This window comes from Nostoc sp. DSM 114160, assembly GCF_053470305.1.
In genome coordinates, this window is record NZ_JBPFGO010000001.1 from 2,800,008 (window position 1) to 2,821,135 (window position 21,128).

General features: G+C 42.0%; 19 protein-coding genes and 1 pseudogene. 15 read left to right on the top strand and 5 right to left on the bottom strand.

Annotated elements, in window-relative coordinates:
• Positions 1-183 precede the first annotated feature (183 nt).
• Together NSTCB13_RS12465 and NSTCB13_RS12470 are read right to left on the bottom strand one after the other, a co-directional pair.
• Entirely contained in the window at positions 184-1,683 is a 1,500-nt protein-coding gene (locus NSTCB13_RS12465; protein WP_448272554.1) for a UDP-N-acetylmuramoyl-L-alanyl-D-glutamate--2,6-diaminopimelate ligase, read from the bottom strand.
• 53 nt (positions 1,684-1,736) lie between these two features.
• A complete protein-coding gene (locus NSTCB13_RS12470) occupies positions 1,737-2,009 on the bottom strand; it encodes a glutaredoxin family protein (RefSeq protein ID WP_445628232.1) in 273 nt (90 codons plus the stop codon).
• Positions 2,010-2,194: 185 nt separating this feature from the next.
• On the opposite strand from NSTCB13_RS12470, the gene NSTCB13_RS12475 reads away from it, so the two are divergent.
• Both NSTCB13_RS12475 and NSTCB13_RS12480 read left to right on the top strand, forming a co-directional pair.
• Positions 2,195-3,232 (top strand): homogentisate phytyltransferase, encoded by a 1,038-nt coding sequence (locus NSTCB13_RS12475; RefSeq protein ID WP_448272555.1) that lies wholly within the window; start codon positions 2,195-2,197, stop codon positions 3,230-3,232.
• Positions 3,233-3,235: 3 nt separating this feature from the next.
• The gene (locus tag NSTCB13_RS12480) at positions 3,236-3,709 is read left to right on the top strand and encodes a tetratricopeptide repeat protein (RefSeq protein ID WP_448272556.1); all 474 of its coding nucleotides are present in this window, start codon (positions 3,236-3,238) and stop codon (positions 3,707-3,709) included.
• 43 nt (positions 3,710-3,752) lie between these two features.
• Here the strand turns inward: NSTCB13_RS12480 and NSTCB13_RS12485 are convergent, their stop codons facing one another.
• A complete protein-coding gene (locus NSTCB13_RS12485; protein WP_448272557.1) occupies positions 3,753-3,902 on the bottom strand; it encodes a hypothetical protein in 150 nt (49 codons plus the stop codon).
• A 371-nt stretch (positions 3,903-4,273) separates the two neighbouring features.
• On the opposite strand from NSTCB13_RS12485, the gene NSTCB13_RS12490 reads away from it, so the two are divergent.
• The 9 genes and pseudogenes from NSTCB13_RS12490 (at position 4,274) to psb35 (ending at position 15,180) form a co-directional block, all read left to right on the top strand.
• Complete coding sequence (locus NSTCB13_RS12490; protein WP_448272558.1) at positions 4,274-6,427, top strand: ATP-binding protein; 2,154 nt, start codon at positions 4,274-4,276, stop codon at positions 6,425-6,427.
• Between the two features lie 441 nt (positions 6,428-6,868).
• Positions 6,869-8,095 carry a tetratricopeptide repeat protein gene (locus NSTCB13_RS12495; protein ID WP_448272559.1) on the top strand — a complete coding sequence of 409 codons (1,227 nt, stop codon included), beginning with the start codon at positions 6,869-6,871 and terminating at the stop codon, positions 8,093-8,095.
• 118 nt (positions 8,096-8,213) lie between these two features.
• Positions 8,214-9,804: pseudogene (gene cobA, locus NSTCB13_RS12500) on the top strand (uroporphyrinogen-III C-methyltransferase).
• Between the two features lie 89 nt (positions 9,805-9,893).
• A complete protein-coding gene (gene coaE / locus NSTCB13_RS12505; RefSeq protein ID WP_448272560.1) occupies positions 9,894-10,490 on the top strand; it encodes a dephospho-CoA kinase in 597 nt (198 codons plus the stop codon).
• A gap of 368 nt (positions 10,491-10,858) precedes the next feature.
• Positions 10,859-11,164, top strand: a complete 306-nt coding sequence (locus NSTCB13_RS12510; RefSeq protein ID WP_448265057.1) for a hypothetical protein — start codon at positions 10,859-10,861, stop codon at positions 11,162-11,164.
• A gap of 579 nt (positions 11,165-11,743) precedes the next feature.
• Positions 11,744-12,898: a KamA family radical SAM protein gene (locus NSTCB13_RS12515; protein WP_448265063.1), complete on the top strand. Its 1,155-nt coding sequence runs from the start codon at positions 11,744-11,746 to the stop codon at positions 12,896-12,898.
• A 112-nt stretch (positions 12,899-13,010) separates the two neighbouring features.
• Positions 13,011-13,397, top strand: a complete 387-nt coding sequence (locus tag NSTCB13_RS12520) for an SET domain-containing protein (RefSeq protein WP_445628224.1) — start codon at positions 13,011-13,013, stop codon at positions 13,395-13,397.
• 90 nt (positions 13,398-13,487) lie between these two features.
• Positions 13,488-14,477 (top strand): D-alanine--D-alanine ligase family protein, encoded by a 990-nt coding sequence (locus NSTCB13_RS12525; protein ID WP_445628223.1) that lies wholly within the window; start codon positions 13,488-13,490, stop codon positions 14,475-14,477.
• 475 nt (positions 14,478-14,952) lie between these two features.
• The gene (psb35, locus tag NSTCB13_RS12530) at positions 14,953-15,180 is read left to right on the top strand and encodes a photosystem II assembly protein Psb35 (RefSeq protein WP_322674798.1); all 228 of its coding nucleotides are present in this window, start codon (positions 14,953-14,955) and stop codon (positions 15,178-15,180) included.
• Positions 15,181-15,307: 127 nt separating this feature from the next.
• Here psb35 and NSTCB13_RS12535 read toward each other — a convergent pair whose 3' ends face one another.
• On the bottom strand, positions 15,308-15,748 hold the full coding sequence (locus tag NSTCB13_RS12535) for a Crp/Fnr family transcriptional regulator (protein WP_322696418.1): 441 nt from the start codon (positions 15,746-15,748) through the stop codon (positions 15,308-15,310).
• Positions 15,749-16,431: 683 nt separating this feature from the next.
• Here NSTCB13_RS12535 and NSTCB13_RS12540 point away from each other — a divergent pair.
• Both NSTCB13_RS12540 and NSTCB13_RS12545 read left to right on the top strand, forming a co-directional pair.
• Positions 16,432-17,106, top strand: coding sequence for a cadmium resistance transporter (locus tag NSTCB13_RS12540; protein WP_448265065.1), 675 nt, complete (start codon positions 16,432-16,434; stop codon positions 17,104-17,106).
• Between the two features lie 244 nt (positions 17,107-17,350).
• Positions 17,351-18,010, top strand: coding sequence for a pentapeptide repeat-containing protein (locus NSTCB13_RS12545; RefSeq protein WP_448273191.1), 660 nt, complete (start codon positions 17,351-17,353; stop codon positions 18,008-18,010).
• Positions 18,011-18,521: 511 nt separating this feature from the next.
• On the opposite strand, the gene NSTCB13_RS12550 is transcribed toward NSTCB13_RS12545, so the two are convergent.
• Positions 18,522-20,207, bottom strand: a complete 1,686-nt coding sequence (locus NSTCB13_RS12550) for a SulP family inorganic anion transporter (protein ID WP_448265067.1) — start codon at positions 20,205-20,207, stop codon at positions 18,522-18,524.
• A 340-nt stretch (positions 20,208-20,547) separates the two neighbouring features.
• Here NSTCB13_RS12550 and NSTCB13_RS12555 point away from each other — a divergent pair, with 340 nt between their 5' ends.
• Positions 20,548-20,748: a hypothetical protein gene (locus NSTCB13_RS12555; RefSeq protein WP_448265068.1), complete on the top strand. Its 201-nt coding sequence runs from the start codon at positions 20,548-20,550 to the stop codon at positions 20,746-20,748.
• Positions 20,748-21,002 (top strand): ParE family toxin-like protein, encoded by a 255-nt coding sequence (locus NSTCB13_RS12560; RefSeq protein WP_448272561.1) that lies wholly within the window; start codon positions 20,748-20,750, stop codon positions 21,000-21,002. Before NSTCB13_RS12555 ends, NSTCB13_RS12560 begins: the two co-directional genes overlap by 1 nt.
• The last annotated feature ends 126 nt before the right edge of the window (positions 21,003-21,128 follow it).

Here is a 21,128-nt window from a genome sequence, read left to right on the forward strand (position 1 = left end):
GATTTTCACCTTTATATGTGCATTTTTTACAAAATCACCACGGAAAGAAACATTAACTATACAAAAATCCACCCACGAGGGGGCAGGGGGGACAAAAGGACAAGGGGACAAGGGAGACAACAGGACAAGTCTCTTCCTTGTCTACCTTGTCTCCTTCTCCATACCCAATGCCCAATGCCCAAATTAAGCTTGGACGTTAAGTCTTTCGTGTAAAGCGTCGCGGGCGTGTTCTCGGTCGTCAAAATGGATTTTTTCGGTGCCGAGAATTTGGTAATCTTCGTGACCTTTACCAGCAAGCAATACTCCATCACCGGGTTGTGCTTGTAAAATAGCGGTACGAATTGCGATCGCCCGATCGCAAATTACTGTTGGCTGCACTGTGTCAGCGATTCCCGCCAAAATATCTTGCAATATCCTTTCTGGATCTTCAGTCCGGGGATTATCCGATGTCACCACTGCTACATCAGCTAACTCAGCAGCGATTTTACCCATTTTTGGGCGCTTGGTGCGATCGCGATCGCCTCCACAACCAAATACACAAATCACTTTCCCTGGTATAAACGGACGCGCAGCTTTTAATAAATTTTCCAAGCTATCGGGTGTGTGGGCATAATCCACAATCACGCTAATATCTTGCTCGGCATTAATTTGTACGCGTTCCATCCGTCCGGGAACTCCGGGAAATTCAGGTATTACATTTGCCACTAACTGCAAATCTAGCCCTAAGTGCAAAACTGCTCCTACGGCTGCTAAAAGATTTTCTAAATTATATTGTCCGACTAGGGGCGATCGAAAAGCCACGTCACCTTTTGGTGTGTGTAATATCCCACTCACACCATTTGGCTGGTAACTTAAATCGCTCATCCATAAATCAGCGCTGTTGTCGTTGACGCTGTAACTCCAAACCCGTTCGGAATCTAACGAGGCAATTAACCGCTTCCCGTAGGAATCATCAGCATTAATTATTGCCCGTCCCTTGAGATAATTAGGACTAAACAATAACGCTTTGGCAGCAAAGTAATCTTCCATATCGCTGTGATAGTCGAGATGGTCTTGAGTAAGATTACTAAATACCGCCACCTCAAATTCACAACCCAACACTCTACCTTGGGCTAAAGCGTGAGAACTGACTTCCATCACCCCGAACTCACTCCCAGCCTTTACTGCCTCTGCTAGCTGCTGTTGCAGTTCCACTGCAAAAGGGGTAGTGTGGGCAGCAGTTTGCTCAAAACCTGCCCAACGAGTGTAGAGAGTTCCCATCAAAGCTGTAGCTAAATTAGCTTTGGTGAGGAGAAATTCAATCAGATGAGTAGTTGTAGTTTTGCCATTTGTACCAGTCACGCCTACCAACTTGAGTTTTCGCCCTGGATAACCATAAAAAGCGCTGGCTATCTGGGCACAAGCTTGAGTAATGTTACTTGCACTAATGACCACAGCCTGATTTGTGGGAGGATTTTTTTGGGCAGCTTCGGGAGAAACGATCGCCGCTACAGCCCCCGATGCGATCGCACTTTGCCAAAATTCCCCACCATCAACCCGCGTTCCTGGCATCCCAATAAACAAATCACCCACACGACAAGCATGAGAATTCGTCTTTAAACCCCTAACTTCCACATCCTCTATTGGATAACTAGGCAATTGCTCAACACTGTCTACTGCTGTTAGTAATTCCCGCAATTTCATTTTGTGAACCTCGTCACGTTCTCGATCTTGCGCTTATTCTGCATTATTTTTTTCTAATTGGCTAAATATTTACGCAACATTTGCTCTAACTGCTGCACGCTAGCACGAGGAGAAGGACGCGGCAATGGTTTCTCACTTCCCTCTGCGTCTCTGTGGTTCGATAAATAAAGCACCGGCACTTCATACTCATACGCAGCAAACCAATCTTCACGAGTTGTAATATCCCTAACTTCCAACTCGAAACTGAGATTTTGGATTTGTTCTAGCTTTTCTTGCAAGCCTTCACATAAATGACAGCCGGGTTTACTGTATAAAATTAATCGCATTCTTGATATGAGTTGGCGCAAGAAGTTATAAGTTTAGAATAACGTAGACGCTTCGCCTTGTCGCAGGCTACCGAAGAGGGCACAAAGGAGAAGGGTGAAAGCTCTTTGATTCATGAAAGAAGTCTCATGACCAAATTCTGTGACAATGATTAACAACCAACCAGAATACTGTATTTAAGCTACTCATGAGCCAAAGTTCTCAAAACAGCCCTTTACCAGGCAAACCTGCTCAATCATATTTCCAGTGGTTATACGCCTTCTGGAAATTCTCTCGCCCTCATACGATTATTGGTACAAGTCTGAGTGTTTTGGGTTTATATTTAATTGCTATTGCCATCAGTAGAGACGCGATGAATCATATCTCTACAGACGCGATGAATCTTGTCTCTACAGACGCGATGAATCGCGTCTCTACAAACGTGATGAATCTTGTCTCTACGTATTCCCTATTCCCTGTTTTTGGTGCATGGATTGGTTGTCTGTGTGGCAATGTTTATATTGTGGGGCTTAATCAATTAGAAGATGTAGAAATTGACAAGATTAATAAGCCTCATTTACCCTTAGCGTCTGGTGAGTTTTCCCAGCAAACTGGGCAATTAATTGTCGCTTCTACTGGGATTTTGGCGCTGGTGGTGGCGTGGCTAACTGGCCCGTTTTTATTGGGCATGGTAGCAATTAGTTTGGCCATTGGTACTGCTTATTCTTTACCACCAATTCGCTTAAAACAGTTTCCCATTTGGGCGGCGCTGTGTATTTTTTCGGTGCGCGGTACGATTGTTAACTTAGGTTTATATCTGCATTACAGTTGGGCGTTGCAACAAAGCCAAACAATTCCGCCTGTGGTGTGGGTGCTGACGTTATTTATTTTGGTGTTTACCTTTGCGATCGCTATCTTTAAAGATATCCCCGATATGGAAGGCGATCGCCTCTACAATATTACTACTTTCACCATCAAACTCGGACCACAAGCTGTGTTCAATCTGTCTCTTTGGGTAATAACTGCCTGCTATCTGGGAATAATTCTGGTTGGGGTGCTAAACGTCGCCTCAGTTAACGCCATATTCCTGGTAGTTACTCATTTGGGGCTGTTGGCTTGGCTGTGGTTGCGGAGTTTGACGGTAGACTTACAAGAAAAAAGTGCGATCGCTCAATTCTATCAATTTATCTGGAAACTCTTTTTTATGGAATATCTGATTTTTCCTATCGCCTGTCTTTTGGCTTAAACAATGCTAGAAACCTTTCCCACTAGTTCGATTATCGCTGCTGTTGTAGTTGTTCTGAGTCTGTCCATCCTTGGCTATTTTGCCTGGAAAACTTTGATTACCTCAGACTTGTTTCAAAAAGGTATCAATCTTGCCCAAGCAAAAGATTACCAAGGTGCAGAAGCGGCCTTTCGCAAAGTAATTTCCATCAACTCTACTAATGACGTAGTGCGCTTGTTTTTGGGAGATGTTTTAAACCAGCAAGGACAAGTAGAAGAAGCAACAGAATTATTTCGGGAAGTAATTCGCCGCAGTCCGAAAAATCCTGATGCTTACTTGCGTCTGGCGAATATCCTCATGCAGCAAGAGCGGGAAGAAGAAGCTAAAACTAACCTGCAACAAGCTAAAGATTTATTACAAAAACAGCGCCAACCTGAAAAAGCTCAAAAAATCACTCAACTGTTAGATAAAATGAGTGCTAAGTCAAGCGAATCTTAAGTTTAATGAGAATTGCAGATATTAAGTTTTACTGTTGTGTCTCCTAATTTTTGCCATTCCCATCATTATGGTGAGAATGGTTTTTATTTGGTAATTCCCTGTTGTATACCATAATTATGTCTGCAATTTCCACAAGTTTGACCGCTCTCTCCATAGCCGTTGCAATTGCGATCGGATGCGCTTCAAGCTCCATAACCACAATTAATTCATTTAGGCTTTATAAGAGAAAATATTAGTAATTTTAAATGATTGATTTTTGCAAAACAGCGATGATACTAACAGCCTTTTTGTTTTCTAAAGACATATTGTAGTCTCCTTACCTTAAGCAGTGCAGAAATTAGATACACTGGATCGCTAATATTTGAGTAAGTATCTAGGCATAATAAATTCAAAGTTTGTAGGAAGGACTTTAGTCTTAATAATCCTTGCTCTGAGCGATAAATCACTCATTACAAAATAGAAGTTTATTTTATATTTAATTATGTCTACCTACTTACTAAAATAGTATTAAGCAAGGGTAGATATTTAGTAGTAAATTTTAATAAATTAAAAATTCCAGTCTTTATGTCAAATATAATATCAGAACTGTGGACTAACTTTTTTACATCAGAATCATATATTCCACATGGACATTGTTATCTATGGCAAACGAATTTAGTTTGGTTACACATATTATCTGACGCATTCATTGCACTAGCTTATTACTCGATTCCAGCTACACTCTTCTACTTTGTCCGCAAGCGACAAGATTTGCCCTTTGACTGGATTTTTCTACTATTTAGTGCATTTATCGTAGCTTGCGGCACTACTCATTTAATGGAGATTTGGACACTTTGGCATCCAACTTATTGGGTGTCGGGGTTTCTCAAAGCAGTAACTGCCACAATATCTGTAATTACCGCGTTAAAGCTTGTGCCTTTAGTTCCTCAAGCATTGGCACTTCCTAGCCCTACTCAATTAGAACAAGCAAATCAAGAACTTCAAACACAAATAAGCGAACGCTTATGGGTAGAGGAGGAACTGCGAAAATACCAGAATCATCTTGAAGAAATGGTTACTGTTCGCACCAATGAAATTACTCGGACTAACGAACAATTACAACAAGAAATTCTTGAACGCCAACGCATCTTAGAAATTCTCCGACAAAGCGAAGAACGTTACCGTTACTTGGCTGAGGCAATTCCTCAACTTGTTTGGACAACTAAACCTAACGGTGAATGCGATTATTTTAATCAAAATTGGTGCGAATACACTGGGCTAACGTTAGAACAATCTTTGGGTTCTGGTTGGTTGGCTGCATTGCATCCAGATGATGTGCAAAGAGCTGATAAAGTATGGTCTGATGCTGTCAAAAATAGCACTATATATAACAATGAATATCGCTTTAAACGAGCTGTTGATGGCTCTTATCGTTGGCAGCTAGCGCGAGGTTTACCACTCAAAGATGAGCAAGGTTTTGTAGTCAAATGGTTTGGAACCTGTACAGATATTCACGAACAAAAACAAATACTTGAAGAACGAGCGCACCTACTGGAATTAGAACAAGTAGCACGAGCAAAAGCAGAAACAGCCAATCGAATTAAAGATGAATTTTTAGCCGTCCTCTCTCACGAACTACGCACTCCACTCAACGCAATTCTTGGCTGGTCAAGGTTGTTGCAAACCCGCAGATTAGACCAAACAAAGACATCTGAAGCCCTAGCCACAATCGAGCGAAATGCTACCTTACAGGTTCAACTGATTGAGGACTTGCTGGATATTTCCAGAATTTTACAAGGTAAACTGACGCTGAATATCACGAAAATTAATCTCAAATCCACGGTATTGTCGGCACTACAGACAATGCAGTTAGCAGCAGAAACAAAGTTGATTGAGGTGAATACAGTATTTGAACCTGGTGTGGGACAAATCATGGGCGACCCGACTCGTTTGCAGCAAGTCGTCTGGAATCTCCTTTCTAACGCAATCAAATTTACACCCAGAGGAGGAAAGGTAGAAGTGCGACTCCAAGAGACTGATGGCTATGCTCAAATAATCGTTAGCGATACGGGTAAGGGAATTAGCGCTGACTTTTTGCCATTCGTGTTTGATTACTTCCGCCAAGCAGATAGCACCTCTACGAGAAATTTTGGTGGATTAGGACTGGGGTTAGCAATTGTACGTAATATCATCGAAATGCATGGCGGCGTCATCAAAGCAGATAGCCACGGTGAAGGTCAAGGGGCAATATTTACTGTTAGCTTACCGCTTCTGCCAGATGAAAGTTCAAGCCTGACGGATGGACAAAATTACCCTGCATTCTTAGCTTCTAACTCCTTACCTCTGAATGGCATCAAGGTTTTAGTTGTCGATGATGATACTGATTCACGAGATTTTGTTGCTTTTGTATTAGAGCAAGATGGGGCTTTTGTGATGGCAGTATCTTCCGCTGAAGAAGCATTACAAACTTTAGCAGAGGTCAAGCTAGATGTGTTGGTAAGCGATATTAGTATGCCCGATATGGATGGCTATATGTTAATACATGAAGTGAGAACTTGGGCACCAGAACAAGGTGGGCAAATTCCAGCAATTGCCTTGACTGCCTTTGCGAGAAACGATGACCGTGAAAAAGCTTTAAAAGCTGGGTTTCAGATGCATTTATCCAAACCTCTTAACCCAGAAAAATTAATTGCAGCGATTGTTAAATTGATGGGAACAAAGGTGTCAACAATTACTTAAAAACGACTTTTTAGTTTTAATAAAGCACTATCTATAGTGGGAAAAGGGTAAGGGTTAAAGGGTAAAGGTATGAAATTTTCCCTTACTTTTTAACACGCACCCCAACATCTTGGCATTTGTTCTACCATTTTGGATTTTAGATTTTAGATTTTGGATTGTGAAACATCCATTGGATAAATGTTTCAGTTTTCCATCTATCGCAATCATTTTTCAAATTGGTATTACTTTTGCAAGATGTCTATTGTGTACAAATAGTCATTTATATGAGATTACACTTGTATCAAGTTAGCTTAATCACTTATAATTCCAGCTATCACCTCGCCAAAGCTACGCTTTTGCTCCCCGAATAGCAAGTAAGGAAGGGCTGAGATGGGGTATTTTTATGATGGCAATTAACCGAACTTGATATTAGATGTAAACCAAGCAGGTAAGGTAAGAAAAATGCTGAAAAACAAGAATCTACTGGTAGCAGCTATTATCTGCTTGTGTTTGAGTAATGGGAATACTGCCTTTGGTCAAAATGTTGGCGTTATTTTAGCAAAAATTCAAAATACTCAGTCCGCAGTCATTCGGAACAAAAACGCAGTTGCTAACTTTGAGCAAGGAAGCAATCTCTATAAACAGGGAGATTTAAAAGGAGCAGAGGCGGCTTTTCGGAAGGCAATTGAACTCGAACCCAATTTTGCACAAGCTTATATTGCCTTGGGAAATACTCTCGACGATCGAGGTAAACCACAAGAAGCGATCGCTCAATACAATAAAGCCATTAGTCTCAATCCTCAAGACTCTGGAGCATATTTTAACCTGGGTTTGACTTTAGCAAGACTCAATCAATTAGAAGCTGCGATCGCCCAATATCAGAAAGCCATCAGCCTTGAACCCAAGTATGCCGAAGCTCACTATAACTTAGGAAATGCTCTCTACGCTCAAGGCAAGCTAAAAGAAGCAGTTACCGAATATACAGCAGCTATTCGCCTCAAACCAGACTATGCGCCGACTTACACCCGTTTAGGAAATGTTCTCTACGATCGAGGTGAGCTAGCAGAGGCAGTTACTCAGTATAAAAAATCTATTAGCTTCGATCCTAACTATGCAGACGCTCACTATTACTTAGGAAACGCCTTATACGCTCAAGGAAAGCCAGCAGAAGCAATCGCCAACTATACCGAAGCCATTCGCCTAGCTCCGAAAAATCCAGCAGGTTATAATGCCTTGGGAAATACTCTGTACGCTCAAGGCAAACTAGAAGAAGCGATCGCACATTACCAAAAAGCCATCAGCTTCGCTCCCAACTATGCAGACGCTCACTATAATTTAGCAAGTGCTTTTTACGCTCAAGGCAAGCTCACAGAAGCAATCGCTGGCTATACCGAAGCGATTCGTCTCGATCCCAAACACGCACAAGCTTACACAGGTTTGGGAAATGCGATGGACGATCGAGGTAAACCTCAAGAAGCGATCGCACATTACAAAAAAGCCATTAGCCTCGTCCCCAACGATGCATTCACTTACTATAATTTGGGAATCACTTTGGGAAGACAACAACAGTCAAAAGAAGCGATCGTAAATCTCAAAAAAGCCAGAGAATTATTTCAAGCTGAGAAAAACCAGGAGATGGTTGAGCAAGTCGATCGGCTAATCCAAAAAATTAATACCCAGACGAATTGAATAAAGGGATTGGGGACTGGGGACTGGGGACTGGGGACTAGGAAAGGAGAAGGGGAGCAGGGGAGCAGGGGAGCAGGGGAGCAGGGGAGAATAACTACTGACAAATGACAAATGACAAATGACAAATGATAGAGGCAAAGTCTACCTCGTAGGTGCTGGGCCTGGGGATGTAGCATACCTGACAGTAAAAGCTTACAATCTCTTAGCTGCTGCTCAGGTGTTAGTTTACGATGCTTTAGTAGATGCTCAATTATTGCAGTGCGTACCAGATGATTGCCTGAAATTGGATGTCGGTAAACGCGGTGGCAAACCCAGTACAAGCCAAGCCCAGATTAACAAGTTACTGGTAAAACACTGTCTCTTAGGAAAACAAGTTATACGGCTAAAATCAGGCGATCCGTTGATTTTTGGGCGTTGTAGTTCCGAAATTGAAGCGTTGAAAGCATCCGGTTGTGATTTTGAACTAGTACCAGGAATTTCCTCAGCCCTCGCCGCACCTTTATTGGCAGGAATTCCCCTAACAGATCCGGTGTTAAGCCGCACTTTTGCAGTACTTACAGCTCACGAACCAGAGGTTTTAGATTGGGAAGCGCACTCACGCTTAGAGACACTGGTAATTTTGATGGGAGGGCGACATCTACGAGAGATTGTAGATCGACTGGTGCAGCATGGGCGATCGCACTTAACACCCATTGCCATCATCCGTTGGGCAGGAACTCCCGAACAACAAATTTGGACGGCGCAACTAGGCAAAATTCTAGAACTTACCGCTGGATTATCCCTTTCTCCAGCGGTAATTGTGATTGGCGAAGTTGTTGGGCTACGCAAGTACTTACAACCTGAGAAAATAGATTGTCAAGATTCAACTTTAGCCAAAACTTTTAGCCCCCCTGCTATGTCAAGCAATTTCCCCCTATCTCCCCTTACTGGTAAAATGATCTTGGTAACACGCTCAATTGGGCAATCGAGTCAATTTAGCGATCGCCTCATTGCATCAGGTGCAACAGTCATCGAAATGCCTACCTTAGAAATCGGGTCCCCCCTCTAGTTGGGAAGCTTTGGATAATGCGATCGCTCATTTATCTGACTTCGACTGGTTAATTCTTACTTCTACCAATGGCATAGACTACTTCTTTGAAAGGCTAACTACCCAAGGTAAAGATAGCCGTGCCTTAGCTGGCATTAAAATTGCCGTCGTTGGTGAGAAAACAGCCCAAAGTCTCAAACAACGCTCTCTGCAAGCAGATTTTATTCCCCCCAACTTTGTTGCCGATTCTTTAGTGGAAAACTTCCCAGATCAATTAGATGGTAAAAAAGTGTTATTTCCCAGAGTTGAAAGCGGCGGCAGAGAAGTTTTAGTTAAGGAATTAACTCTCAAGGGAGCAAAGGTGATAGAAGTTGCGGCATATCAATCTTGTTGTCCTAGTAGTATTCCACCTGCGGCAAAGTTAGCTCTCCAAAACCGCAAGGTAGATGCAATCACCTTTGCCAGTTCTAAAACTGTACAATTTTTCTGTCAACTTACTAATAGTATATTTTCCAACAACTCTAATGCTAGCCAATTATTAGAGGGAGTTTGTATTGCCTCTATCGGGCCCCAAACCTCTAAAACTTGCCATGATTTATTCGGACGTGTGGATGTAGAAGCCGAAGAATACACTTTAGATGGTTTAACCCAAGCACTGATCGCATGGGCGACAAATTCGTAGATGAGGAAGCAGGGGGCAGGGGGCAGGGGGCAGGGGGCAGGGGGCAGGGAGAGAATAACTAATGACAAATGACTAATGACTAATGACTAATGACAAAACGTATAATCGGCTTAACTGGTGGTATTGCCACAGGCAAAACCACTGTCACTAATTATTTAGCTAGCACTTATAACTTGCCGATTTTGGATGCAGATATTTATGCTAGAGAGGCAGTATCTTTAGGTTCGCCGATTTTGGGTGCGATCGCCGGGCGTTATGGCGAACAAATTTTACTACCAGATGGCAGCCTCAACCGCCAAAAGCTAGGTGAAATTATCTTTAATCGTCAAGATGAACGCAACTGGATAGACAATTTGATTCATCCTGATGTACGCGATCGCTTCCTCAAAGCCATTGCTCAGTCTTCGTCACAAATACTGGTGTTAGTAGTGCCTCTATTATTTGAAGCTGGGATGACTGATTTGGTAACAGAAATCTGGGTAGTACGTTGTTCTCAAGAGCAACAACTACAAAGATTGAGACAACGAAACCATTTAAATACAGAAGAGGCACGAGCTAGGATTAACAGCCAATTATCCATTGAAGAAAAAGTGGCTCATGCAGATGTCGTTTTAGATAACTCTTCTACCCTAGAAGTACTACTGAAGCAGATAGATGTAGCTCTAGCTACGACAAGTAGTGACTAAATTAGATTAATATTAAAATATATACATATATGACATTTTCAAGACATAAAAAGCTTATTAATTAATACTAGATAGTTAAGCAAAAAACTTATATAGGACTCATATTTGATTTCTGAAAAAACTCAGTACACCCCTAAATCCCTTTTTTCCTGTTCCCCGTTCCCTATTTCCTGTTCCCTCCCTACGCAAATATGTTCATTAATCAAATCGGATTCTTATATTTCACCAAATATTGTCCAACAGTTAGGTGATTTTACAGTTGGATCTGCGGTTAATAGTACTGTAAATTTAAAAAAATGGCTTTTCAATAAATTATAAGTTCTATTTTTGAAATGTTTTTAAGTGCCTTCTCTTCAATCATAACAGGTATGAATTTAAGTTCTAGTTTTTTTAATAAATTAGCTCTGGTTATCTCTCCAGTAACAGAATTAAAACAAAAGAATAAAATCCATGATTACAGACAACAAGTTTGTGGAGGCGACTACATATTTGAGCGTCTCAATGAAGGAACAATCGGCTACATGACTGGAGTAGGGAAAAGCGTTAAAGCTTGCGATCGCATTATTTTACGAGAAGGTTGTGAATCTTATCAATATCAAGTTGAAGAAATTGATTATTACTCCGCTCCATCTGATATGTGGATAGCTTTACTCAAGCAAATACCGAATGACTAAATATTAAAGTTAACCGATTGCTTCAATTCTAGACTTCAATACAGTTCAGAATTTCGAGTATATAGGACTCATATTTGATTGGGTGAAAAAACTCAGTACACCTTAGAAAGCTTTCTTCCCTGTTCCCTGCCTATCGCGCTTGCGCTGCGCTTCTCTGCGAGACGCTTTGCGAACGCGCACCACACAAGTAAATTCTCCGAATCAAACCGGATTTCTATATTATCTTCTTGGCACAATCGCGATCGCCCAACAGTAATCAAATGTGACGTAGCTGGCTGCACGATCTACACAAGTTGTAGATTGAGCGATCGTAGCGATCGCAGCAGCAATATACTTAGTATATAATAATACTTATTGTGAACTTGAAAGTAATTTTTTTTATTTTATCTAAAAATCTAAGTAAACATACTAATACACTGTGAGATAAATTTGCTTACCTTTAACAAGGGACTTGAGTAGGGGAAATTCATGAATTGCCCTTACTTGTCTGCTTGCTTAATTGAGATGGTAGCTGGATTTGCGCCGCACTCTATTAGGCTGTGATTGGTTTATTATTCTCAGCTTAATTTCGGTCTAATTATGATCAAAAACATTACTCTAGATCCTCTAGTAACTGATATTCGGTGTGAAGAAATTTGTCAGATTTTGGGAGAGACTTACAACCAGGAACGCTGGAACGATTGGCGCTGGCAAATGCGGCATCGGTTGACTAAGTTAGAACACTTTCAGAAGTTATTCAGGCTTAGTGCTACCGAAGAACAGGGACTTTTAATTGCACCAGAGAAGTTTGCTGTAGCCGTAACTCCATATTTTGCATCACTACTCGATCCAGAAGATCCCCTTTGTCCACTACGGTTACAAGTGATACCACGGCAAGAAGAACTAATAGTTAGTCCAGCAGACATGGTAGATCCATGCGGTGAGGATGGCGACACTCCAGTACCAGGACTCGTACACCGCTATCCTGACCGAGTATTGCTGCTTGCCTTAGACAGCTGCGCTGCTTATTGTCGTTACTGCACCCGCTCTCGTTTGGTGAGCCAAGGTGAGATGTACCCAGTAACGCGGCGGTTGGATGCGATCGCCGCTTACCTGGAGGAACACACCGAGATCCGTGATGTGCTAATTTCCGGTGGCGATCCTCTATTGATGGCTGATGAACCTTTAGACAATTTGCTGAGGCGGCTGCGTGCTATTAAGCATATTGAATTTATCCGCATTGGTTCCCGCGTGCCGAGTTTTTTACCGCAGCGAATTACACCAGAACTGGTTGCCTTGCTACGTAAACATCGTGTGTGGCTATCTTTGCACTTTTGTCATGTGCAGGAACTTACCCCAGAAGTGGCACAAGCTTGCGATCGCCTCGCTGATGGCGGCATTCCTTTAGGTAGTCAAACCGTGCTGTTAAAAGGTGTGAATGATTCTGAAAAAGCCCTGAAGAATCTGTTTCACGGTCTTCTCAAGCTGCGTGTGCGACCTTATTATCTTTATCAATGCGACCCAGTTGTTGGTACTGCACATCTGCGAACGAGTGTGCAAACTGGGCTTGATTTAATTTCTAAATTACGCGGTCATACTACTGGTTACGCTGTACCAACTTATGTAATTGATGCCCCTGGTGGTGGTGGCAAAGTCCCAATTCAAGCTGAGACTCTAGTTGCTTATGAGAATGGTACAGCTACAGTGCAAAATTGGGCAGGTAAAACGTACACCTATGTAGATCCAGTAAAGTAGGTTTAACCTTATATAGAAGTTGCTTGCCATCATTAAAAAGGGTCAGTTGGAATAGGTTCTGTTGAGTTCTTGGCAAACCAAAAAACTAAGTAATTGCAGGAGATTAGTTGGAATGTTGATTGTTGGTAATACAAACCTAAAAGGTCGAGGTGTCTTCGCACAGAAGCACTTTTTGAAAGGAGAACTCATTGAGAGAGTGCCAGTTGTGGTTATACCCGCAGAACAGGTTGAATTCCTAGATAAAACAATTTTGGGCAACTATTACTACGATTGGGAAGATAAAGCTGCGGCGATCGCTCTAGGTTTATCTTCCTTAATCAACCATTCCTACAATCCCAATACTTATTATGTGAAAAAATTCGCTGACCGAGAGTTGGATCTGATTGCCTACCGAGATATAGAAGTGGGAGAAGAAATTACTGCTAACTACAACGGTTCTCCTGATGATAAATCTCCTATATGGTTTGATGTTGTTGATGAGATATTTTCACTTAATTAAGGATTTAATAATCGGAATTCCTTAATTAAGATATTTGATTTGTACGTTAAAGCTAACAGAGAAAGTTTTCTCACTGGGAATTATCGGGCTATGGGGTTATTCATTGGTCTGTGTTATGACCTGAAGGCAGATTACCTTCAGGCTGGTTTCAATGCTTCTGAGGTGATGGAGTTCGACGATGAAGAAACTATCATCGGGCTGGAAACTGCACTATTGCAGTTAGGTCATCAGGTTGAACGTGTCGGTAATGGTAAAGAACTTGCTCGGCGTTTAGCAAAAGGCGATCGCTGGGATCTGGTTTTCAATATTGCTGAGGGTTTAAAGGGTCGTTCTCGCGAAGCTCAAGTCCCGGCAATCTGCGAATTATTCGCTCAAGCTTACACCTTTTCCGATCCGCTTACCTGCGCCCTGACGTTAGACAAGGCACTAACTAAGAGAGTAGTGCGCGATCGCGGTTTGCCGACAGCCCCCTTTCAGGTCGTGAATACTACCGCAGAGGCAACGGCTGTGTCGCTGCCAATGCCACTTTTCCTTAAACCTATGGCGGAAGGCAGTTCTAAAGGGGTAACTGGGCGTTCTCTTGTCAAAGAACATCAGGAGCTAGTAAATGCTTATCAAGTGTTACACGAACTTTTTGAGCAACCAATACTCGTGGAAACCTTTCTTCCTGGTAGAGAAGTAACAGTAGGCATTATTGGCAACGATAGCAACTCACGGGTAGTAGGTGTAATGGAAGTAATTTTTACAGGTCAAGTGGAAGCTTTCGCCTACACCACCCTCAATAAAGATGAGTATTTGGAACGGGTATCTTATCGTTTGCTCATAGATCCCGAACCACTGGCAGCACAGGCAAGGCAACTGGCGCTGGATGCTTACCATACTCTTGGTTGCCGTGATGCTGCCCGCGTGGATCTACGCTGCGATCCTAGCGGTGTGTTGCAGTTTATGGAGGTTAACCCATTACCAGGGCTACATCATATCCGCTCAGACTTGCCAATGATAGGACGTTTGGGTGGTATGACATATACAGAAATCATTGCTGAAATAGTCGAGTCTGCATGGCAAAGATATAAATGTTGAACAAAAGGCAGGGGAAAGGCTGACAGGTACAACTAGTAGTTCGCTCTCGTGAACTTGGCAAGAAAAAGGGGAAGGTGGGTTCGCTCTAGGGATAAGGGGCGGGGGAACGCGGAAATCCCTTACCATGAATTCCCTTTCACCTTTCCCCAGCCCTCACAAGCGCATTTTTGGGTTGGCAGACCACTAGGTGCAACAAACCTACACCTGCAATACTTTTCGGATAAGCCTAACAATCTCTCTTTTGGTCTGGGAAAAGGTTAAAGGGCAAAGGGGAAAAGGTAAATTCAAACCCTTTCCCTTTCCCCTTTCCCCCTTAACCGAAAAGCATTGCCTACACCTGTCAGCGACTTCCCCCTCCCCTCTGCCTTTTTTATGCAATATGAAGTTGCTCAAACTAAACTACAGAGGGATGTTAGGTGATACGCTCATCTTATAGGGTGTTCAATAGTGTTACCTGACTGTGGAGAATATACTCATGAATTTATTATTTATGCAAACAGCAGCACCAGCTATAGATGCTGCCCCTCATTTTCCTGTTGCTTTTACCTTGGTGTATGTCGTTGGTTTTGTTGCTGCTGTCACCATTGGCTCAATAGCTTGGTACAACTCGAAACGCCCCGCAGGTTGGGAAAGCAAAGAACGTCCTGATTTTGTGCCTAAAGTTGATAAAGAAGAAACTCCGGGTGTGGGTGAACCTAAATAATAAGCAGTGATGAGTGCTGAGTTTAATAATCAAACTTACAGCAGTTTTCATTTATTTTGAACCACATTTTTAGATTATTCAGAAGCCTTGTAGAGACGTAGCAGTGCTACATCTCTACATTTGCCTATTAACTCCGCAAAGAGCTTACATTCATATCGTCGTTCAATCTGCGAATCAAACGGGATAACTCACGAATGATATTCACCGCAATTTCGGGAGTTTCTTCGATCGCATCATATAGTTGCTCTTGCGTCAGTTCTAAAAATTCACAAGGTTCTAGAGTCGTGGCAGTGGCAGATCGAGGTTGAGTATCGAATACTGCCATCTCACCAAAATATTTTCCCTGTTCCACCTCTGCCAACTGTTTATTCCCAATGTGAACTTTAACTCGACCGGAGACGACAATATAGAGCGATCGCCCTTCTTCTCCTTGTCGAAAGATGGTGTAATTAGCTGGGAATGACAATTCGTTCATCACTGAAGTGAGCCGCACAATAAAATCATCCCGCAATTCCTTAAAAATCGGGACTCGCCGGACAAATAATAAACGGTCAACACTGGTTAGCATAATTACAAGTTAAAAATTCAACATTACTGAACATCTCAAAACTGAAGTCAGAGGGCGATTAGTCATATTACCGATGTTGAATGCTAGCCGTCAAGGATATCCGAGCCTTTATCATCTGACAAGGGTTCTCTTCAATCAGAGCGATTGCATAGAAGTTTCTCAAACAATAGCTCAGTATTCAATACTACTCGTTTTGTGCATTTTGAACTCAGATTTAGTTTAGGGAAAAGGTTATACCATTTTAGATTTTGGATTTTGGATTGGGAATTGCCTTGGTACGTCTGGCTTGATGTGAATCCATCTGTCGCAATCATTTTTCAAATTGGTATTAGAGGTTTTTCTTTCCGTTTTTCTCTCATGAGTGTCAATGGGTACAAAGCCCGAAACATCTAGTAATTTTGTCAATCACTTTTATTTATCATTTTAAAAAACAAGAGTATTTGCTCTTATTTGGCTGCAAGCCATAATATTGACTTCATGAGCTCCCAAGGTACCTTGCTGAGAAAAAAATCACCAATTTGATTGGAGGCAATGCCTCTAAAAATTGGGTCATTGGCTGATAAATAACGAATATCGCTCGGTTGTCGTTAGAAAAACAGTCACAAAATCTCCTAACCTGCCCTCACATCGAGAAGCAGAGAGGATTAAGACAAACAGCATTAGAATTACTGTGAGCAACAATTATGGCTTGGCTAATTAGTACATTATTGATTGGAATTTCTGCCGCTTTTGCAACTACCTTTGATGACAACTTATATTTGACAGCTTTTTTCGGGAAAGTCAATCGTAATTTTCGTCCTAAGCATATTGTTATCGGTGAATTCCTGGGATTTACTACCTTAGTGTTTGCTAGTCTCCCTGGTTTCTTTGGCGGTCTGATTATTCCAACCACCTGGATTGGTTTGCTAGGTTTGCTTCCCGTCGTCATTGGTATCAGTAATCTCATCAGTCGCGAAGAGGAAGGAGAGACAGTGCAAGCGGTGTCAGTTGACTTAAACTCTCCGGTAAAATCTGGACGCCAGAAGAAATCACTATTAGCAACCATCCGCGATCCTCAAACTTACCGTGTTTCTGCTGTCACCATTGCCAATGGAGGAAATAACATTGGAATTTATGTACCGTTATTTGCTAGTAGCAATCTTCCAAGTTTGGGCGTAATTCTGTGTGTTTGTTATTGCAGTGTTGGGATGTGGTGTTTACTCTCTTACAACTTGACTCGTAATCCTCTGATGACTCCCGTTTTAACTCGCTATGGTCGCAAAATCTTCCCCTTTATCTTAATTTACTTGGGACTGTCTATCTTAATTAAAAGTGAAACATATCGTCTTTTACCTAGTCTGGCAATGCTTGGGAATTAGGTATCAGGCGATCGCTTCCCCTTGAGTGGACGCTCCACGCGATCGCAATTCTTGATGATGTCAGCAAACAAATCAGCGATCGTTTCCCATCCAAAAAGATTTTTTAATCACTTGAATTTATCAATATGAATAACAATAATATTTGCTCTTATCATTCAACTTATCTAAAGTGAGAATAAAGCACATTATCGATGGCTCTTATAAAAGCAAGTCCACCAATAGGAATCAGATTATGAAGTTCCCAATGAATCAATCCAACTCTAAAAAATTAACTCAGTGGCTCGTAAAAGCAGTGTTTCTGGTAGTTGTAGCGGGATTTACTTTACTTATCCAGCCCAGCGCTAGAGCACAAACACTAGCTCCATCCATACCTACGGAATCTGAACTAGCTCCAGTTGAATCACCAATGGAGCCTGTAACAGCACCAGCTGTATCACCAATGGAGCCTGTAACACCACCAGTAATATCTCCGGTTGTACCGCCAATAGTGTCTGTAGCAGATAACGTTAGACATTTATTACAAACCAATGAATGTGTCGGTTGTAACCTTGCTGGAGCAATCTTAAAGGATGTAAACCTGCAAGCAGCAAACTTGGAAGGTGCTAACTTACAAAATGCAGACTTAGAAAGAGCTAACTTGCAGCAAACAAACTTACAAGGGGCTAACTTTCAAGGAGCAGATTTAGGCAAGGTAAACCTTTGGGGAGCAAACCTGGCGGGAGCAAACCTATTTGATGCAGACTTAGAGAAAGCCAACCTACTGGGAGCAAACCTGCAAACCGCTAACCTACAAAACGCAGACTTTGAGAAGACAAATCTGACAAATGCAAACATCCAGGGAGCTAACCTGATGGGCGTTGATTTGGAAGATGCAATCAGACCGGAAGGATTTGCTATTCGGTAATTAAACTGAAGTTCTCCGTGCGAGTTGAATAAAAAATATCAAAAGCCTGATTCAGCAATGAATACAGGCTTTAATTAATTCGTAATTCGTAATAAATAGACTTCTTGGCATTTGTAGGGAATTGGGTTTGGGGGAAAGGGAAAAGGATTAACAATTCAAAATTTAAAACTTGTACTGAGCTTGTCGAAGTATTCAAAATTCAAAATTAAAGACATTTCAGACGGGGATTTAAACCCTTGAACTTACGATAAAAAACCTTTCCCCTTTAACCTTTCCCCTTTTCCCGCCTCTTGCAAAAGTTACTTTTGCAAGAGGTCTAATGTAGATGCAAAGGGGCTTGCCGTTGGTTAGTACAGAGACGCAGAGAACGCAGAGAGAGGAGAAATAGAGAGGATGTTTAAAAAGTTTTTTTGGTAACATCAAACCCTTTTCTCAGAAGGAAAGAGGTTTCGAGAGGGCTTTCTAGGATATTTTGTGACTTTTCAAACATTCTCTGAATGGCAAAATATTTTCAGTCAATTAATTCCAGTAATTCTTTTGTTTTCAAATCGGCTGCTACAGGTTGAGAACATGCAATCTGAGGAGAGATAGAGCAAATTGCCTCTGTGGTTGTTTCAAAACAATTTGACAACCCAATTGTATTTAACAATCCTGTACGTTCTAGTAGTTGTTGGACTTCAGGTTGCAAACCTGTGAGAATTAAGCGGCAATTGTGCCGTTCCAAGTCATGATAAATATCTTCTAAGGCTACTAATCCAGTTGTGTCCATATTTGGTACAAACCGCAACCGCAGAATTAAATATTTCACTTCTGGTTCATCGCGGAGGAAAGTAGCAAACCGTTCAGCAGCACCAAAAAATACAGGGCCATCTACCCGATAAACGGCAATTTCCTTACCTAATTCTAGAGGCGTACCAGGGGGAAATACTTCGGTTTCAGGTATTTTGGCTAGGCTCAATTCGCTCATCCGTTTGATGAACAAGGCTCCGGCTGCAATCAATCCCACTTCGACAGCGAGAACTAAGTCAAACAATATTGTCACTAGCCAGGTGAGAATCATTACAGCAAAATCTGAGTAGGTAGCACGCATTAATAAACCAATGGCTTCCCACTCAACCATCCGCAGGCTAACTACCATCAGAATCCCAGCCAGTGCTGCTAAAGGTATCTGTGCTGCTAGGGGTGCTAAAGTTAAAACGATGATGGCTAAGGCAACACCGTGAATTACCCCAGAGAGTCGGGTTTTGCCGCCAGAACGGACATTCACAGCAGTTCGAGCGATCGCACCTGTGGCAGGAATACCACCAAAAAATGGCACAATCATATTAGCCAAACCTTGACCAATTAATTCGCGATCGCTATTATGTTTCTCGCTGACTGTCATCCCATCAGCTACTACCGCCGATAGCAACGATTCAATACTCCCCAGTGCAGCTAAAGCTAAAGCCGGGTTAATTAGTTCTCGAATCAGACTAAAATCATTCCAGTGGGGAATACCTTGAGGCATCGGCAAAGATTGGGGAATCGTGCCAATTGTTGGTACATTCAGATGGAAAGCAGAAGCGATCGCTGTTGCTAACACCAGTCCTACTAAAGAACCTGGTATTGTTGTATTAATCCTCGGCCACAAAAGATTGGTGGCAATCACTACAACTGCCAAGGCAACTGCTGCCCAATTTAGAGCTTCTACATGAGTTAGACTTTGCCAAAGTCCGGGTAAAAAATGTTCGCTACGCGGTAATTTTAAACCAAAGAAATTATTTAACTGACCACAAAAAATAATCACGGCAATACCATTAGTAAAACCTGCCGTTACCGGATAAGGAATAAACTTTACTAACTGTCCAAGTTTGGCAACCCCCAAGGCAATTTGGATAATTCCAGCCATCACCCCAGCAATCCAAACTTTCTCAAGCCCGTACTTGGCGACAATTCCCACCAAAACTACAGCCATTGCACCTGTTGGGCCTGTAATCTGTACTGACGAACCACCAAAAATTGCAGCGACAATTCCCGCCACAATCGCGGTGTAAAGTCCCGCCTTTGGTTCCACACCACTGGCTACCGCAAAGGCTAAAGCTAAAGGCAATGCTACCACTGCTGCTGTTAGTCCTCCCGTAAAGTCGCCACGCAGTCCACCAAACAAGCGATTCAGACGTAAAAGCTGTGGTTCTTTGAAGATATTAGATGTTGCCATATCGTCATTTTCAATTCTTATACACAATTTGTTGAAGCACACACAAATGTTATTCCATCTTTTCGGTAGATTTCATCAGGGTTGTCGAAAATCCCGCAATTGTGTATGGGTTTTGGTTCAAGTTCGCCTATTTGCTGATTAATAAAAGCGCAGGTTTGCTTGACATATTGGGTATAGTGTGTAATGCATGGTGTGCGATCGCTACCTAAAGTCTCAGTTACAGAGATACCTTAATCGAAACACAGGCGAATTTAAGATCGGGATGCAAAGCATACAAGCACGGTCGAGATCATTAGTCGAGAAAGCTATAATTTGCTTGGAGTAAAGGTGATGTATCCTTATGCTGACGCTTGAGCAAATTGAGTCTGCGATTCTTCAACTGCCACCCAACGAGTATGAAAAGCTCATTCAATGGTTTGCTGATTTAGACAATCAACGGTGGGATGAACAATTGGAGAAAGACATTGCTGATGGCAAACTGGAAGCTTTTGCACAAGAAGCGATTGCTGAGTTCGAGGCAGGGAACTATCGAACAATTTGATGCATTACACAACTCGTCGATTTTGGGAACGTTACAATGTTCTGCCTGAAGAGGTTCAGCAAATAGCCGATCAGTGTTACGAACTACTCAAGTCTGATCCCTCCCATCCATCATTGCATTTTAAGAAGGTTGGTAAATACTGGTCAGTCCGCGCAGGGCGAAACTATAGGGCATTGGGTGTAGAAGTTAAAGATGGTATTTTGTGGTTTTGGATCGGGACTCACGCAGAGTACAACAAGCTTATTGATATGTAGTTACAGCGATCCGCTTATTTGGTAATGAATGCGTAAAATAATCATATTTTTAAACACAGAGGGACTTAAAGTAAACGCAAAGTAACGCAGAGTTTTGCCTAATTTATTTCGCTAAGAATTAATTAA

Coding starts and splice junctions, on each gene's coding strand:
- NSTCB13_RS12520 (WP_445628224.1), top strand. CDS start 13,011: ATGTTGATTGTTGGTAATACAAACCTAAAAGGTCGAGGTGTCTTCGCA.
- NSTCB13_RS12525 (WP_445628223.1), top strand. CDS start 13,488: ATGGGGTTATTCATTGGTCTGTGTTATGACCTGAAGGCAGATTACCTT.
- NSTCB13_RS12515 (WP_448265063.1), top strand. CDS start 11,744: ATGATCAAAAACATTACTCTAGATCCTCTAGTAACTGATATTCGGTGT.
- coaE (WP_448272560.1), top strand. CDS start 9,894: ATGACAAAACGTATAATCGGCTTAACTGGTGGTATTGCCACAGGCAAA.
- NSTCB13_RS12485 (WP_448272557.1), bottom strand. CDS start 3,902: ATGGAGCTTGAAGCGCATCCGATCGCAATTGCAACGGCTATGGAGAGA.
- NSTCB13_RS12510 (WP_448265057.1), top strand. CDS start 10,859: ATGAATTTAAGTTCTAGTTTTTTTAATAAATTAGCTCTGGTTATCTCT.
- NSTCB13_RS12475 (WP_448272555.1), top strand. CDS start 2,195: ATGAGCCAAAGTTCTCAAAACAGCCCTTTACCAGGCAAACCTGCTCAA.
- NSTCB13_RS12545 (WP_448273191.1), top strand. CDS start 17,351: ATGAATCAATCCAACTCTAAAAAATTAACTCAGTGGCTCGTAAAAGCA.
- NSTCB13_RS12535 (WP_322696418.1), bottom strand. CDS start 15,748: ATGCTAACCAGTGTTGACCGTTTATTATTTGTCCGGCGAGTCCCGATT.
- NSTCB13_RS12550 (WP_448265067.1), bottom strand. CDS start 20,207: ATGGCAACATCTAATATCTTCAAAGAACCACAGCTTTTACGTCTGAAT.
- NSTCB13_RS12560 (WP_448272561.1), top strand. CDS start 20,748: ATGCATTACACAACTCGTCGATTTTGGGAACGTTACAATGTTCTGCCT.
- NSTCB13_RS12490 (WP_448272558.1), top strand. CDS start 4,274: ATGTCAAATATAATATCAGAACTGTGGACTAACTTTTTTACATCAGAA.
- NSTCB13_RS12465 (WP_448272554.1), bottom strand. CDS start 1,683: ATGAAATTGCGGGAATTACTAACAGCAGTAGACAGTGTTGAGCAATTG.
- NSTCB13_RS12495 (WP_448272559.1), top strand. CDS start 6,869: ATGCTGAAAAACAAGAATCTACTGGTAGCAGCTATTATCTGCTTGTGT.
- NSTCB13_RS12470 (WP_445628232.1), bottom strand. CDS start 2,009: ATGCGATTAATTTTATACAGTAAACCCGGCTGTCATTTATGTGAAGGC.
- psb35 (WP_322674798.1), top strand. CDS start 14,953: ATGAATTTATTATTTATGCAAACAGCAGCACCAGCTATAGATGCTGCC.
- NSTCB13_RS12480 (WP_448272556.1), top strand. CDS start 3,236: ATGCTAGAAACCTTTCCCACTAGTTCGATTATCGCTGCTGTTGTAGTT.
- NSTCB13_RS12540 (WP_448265065.1), top strand. CDS start 16,432: ATGGCTTGGCTAATTAGTACATTATTGATTGGAATTTCTGCCGCTTTT.
- NSTCB13_RS12555 (WP_448265068.1), top strand. CDS start 20,548: ATGCTGACGCTTGAGCAAATTGAGTCTGCGATTCTTCAACTGCCACCC.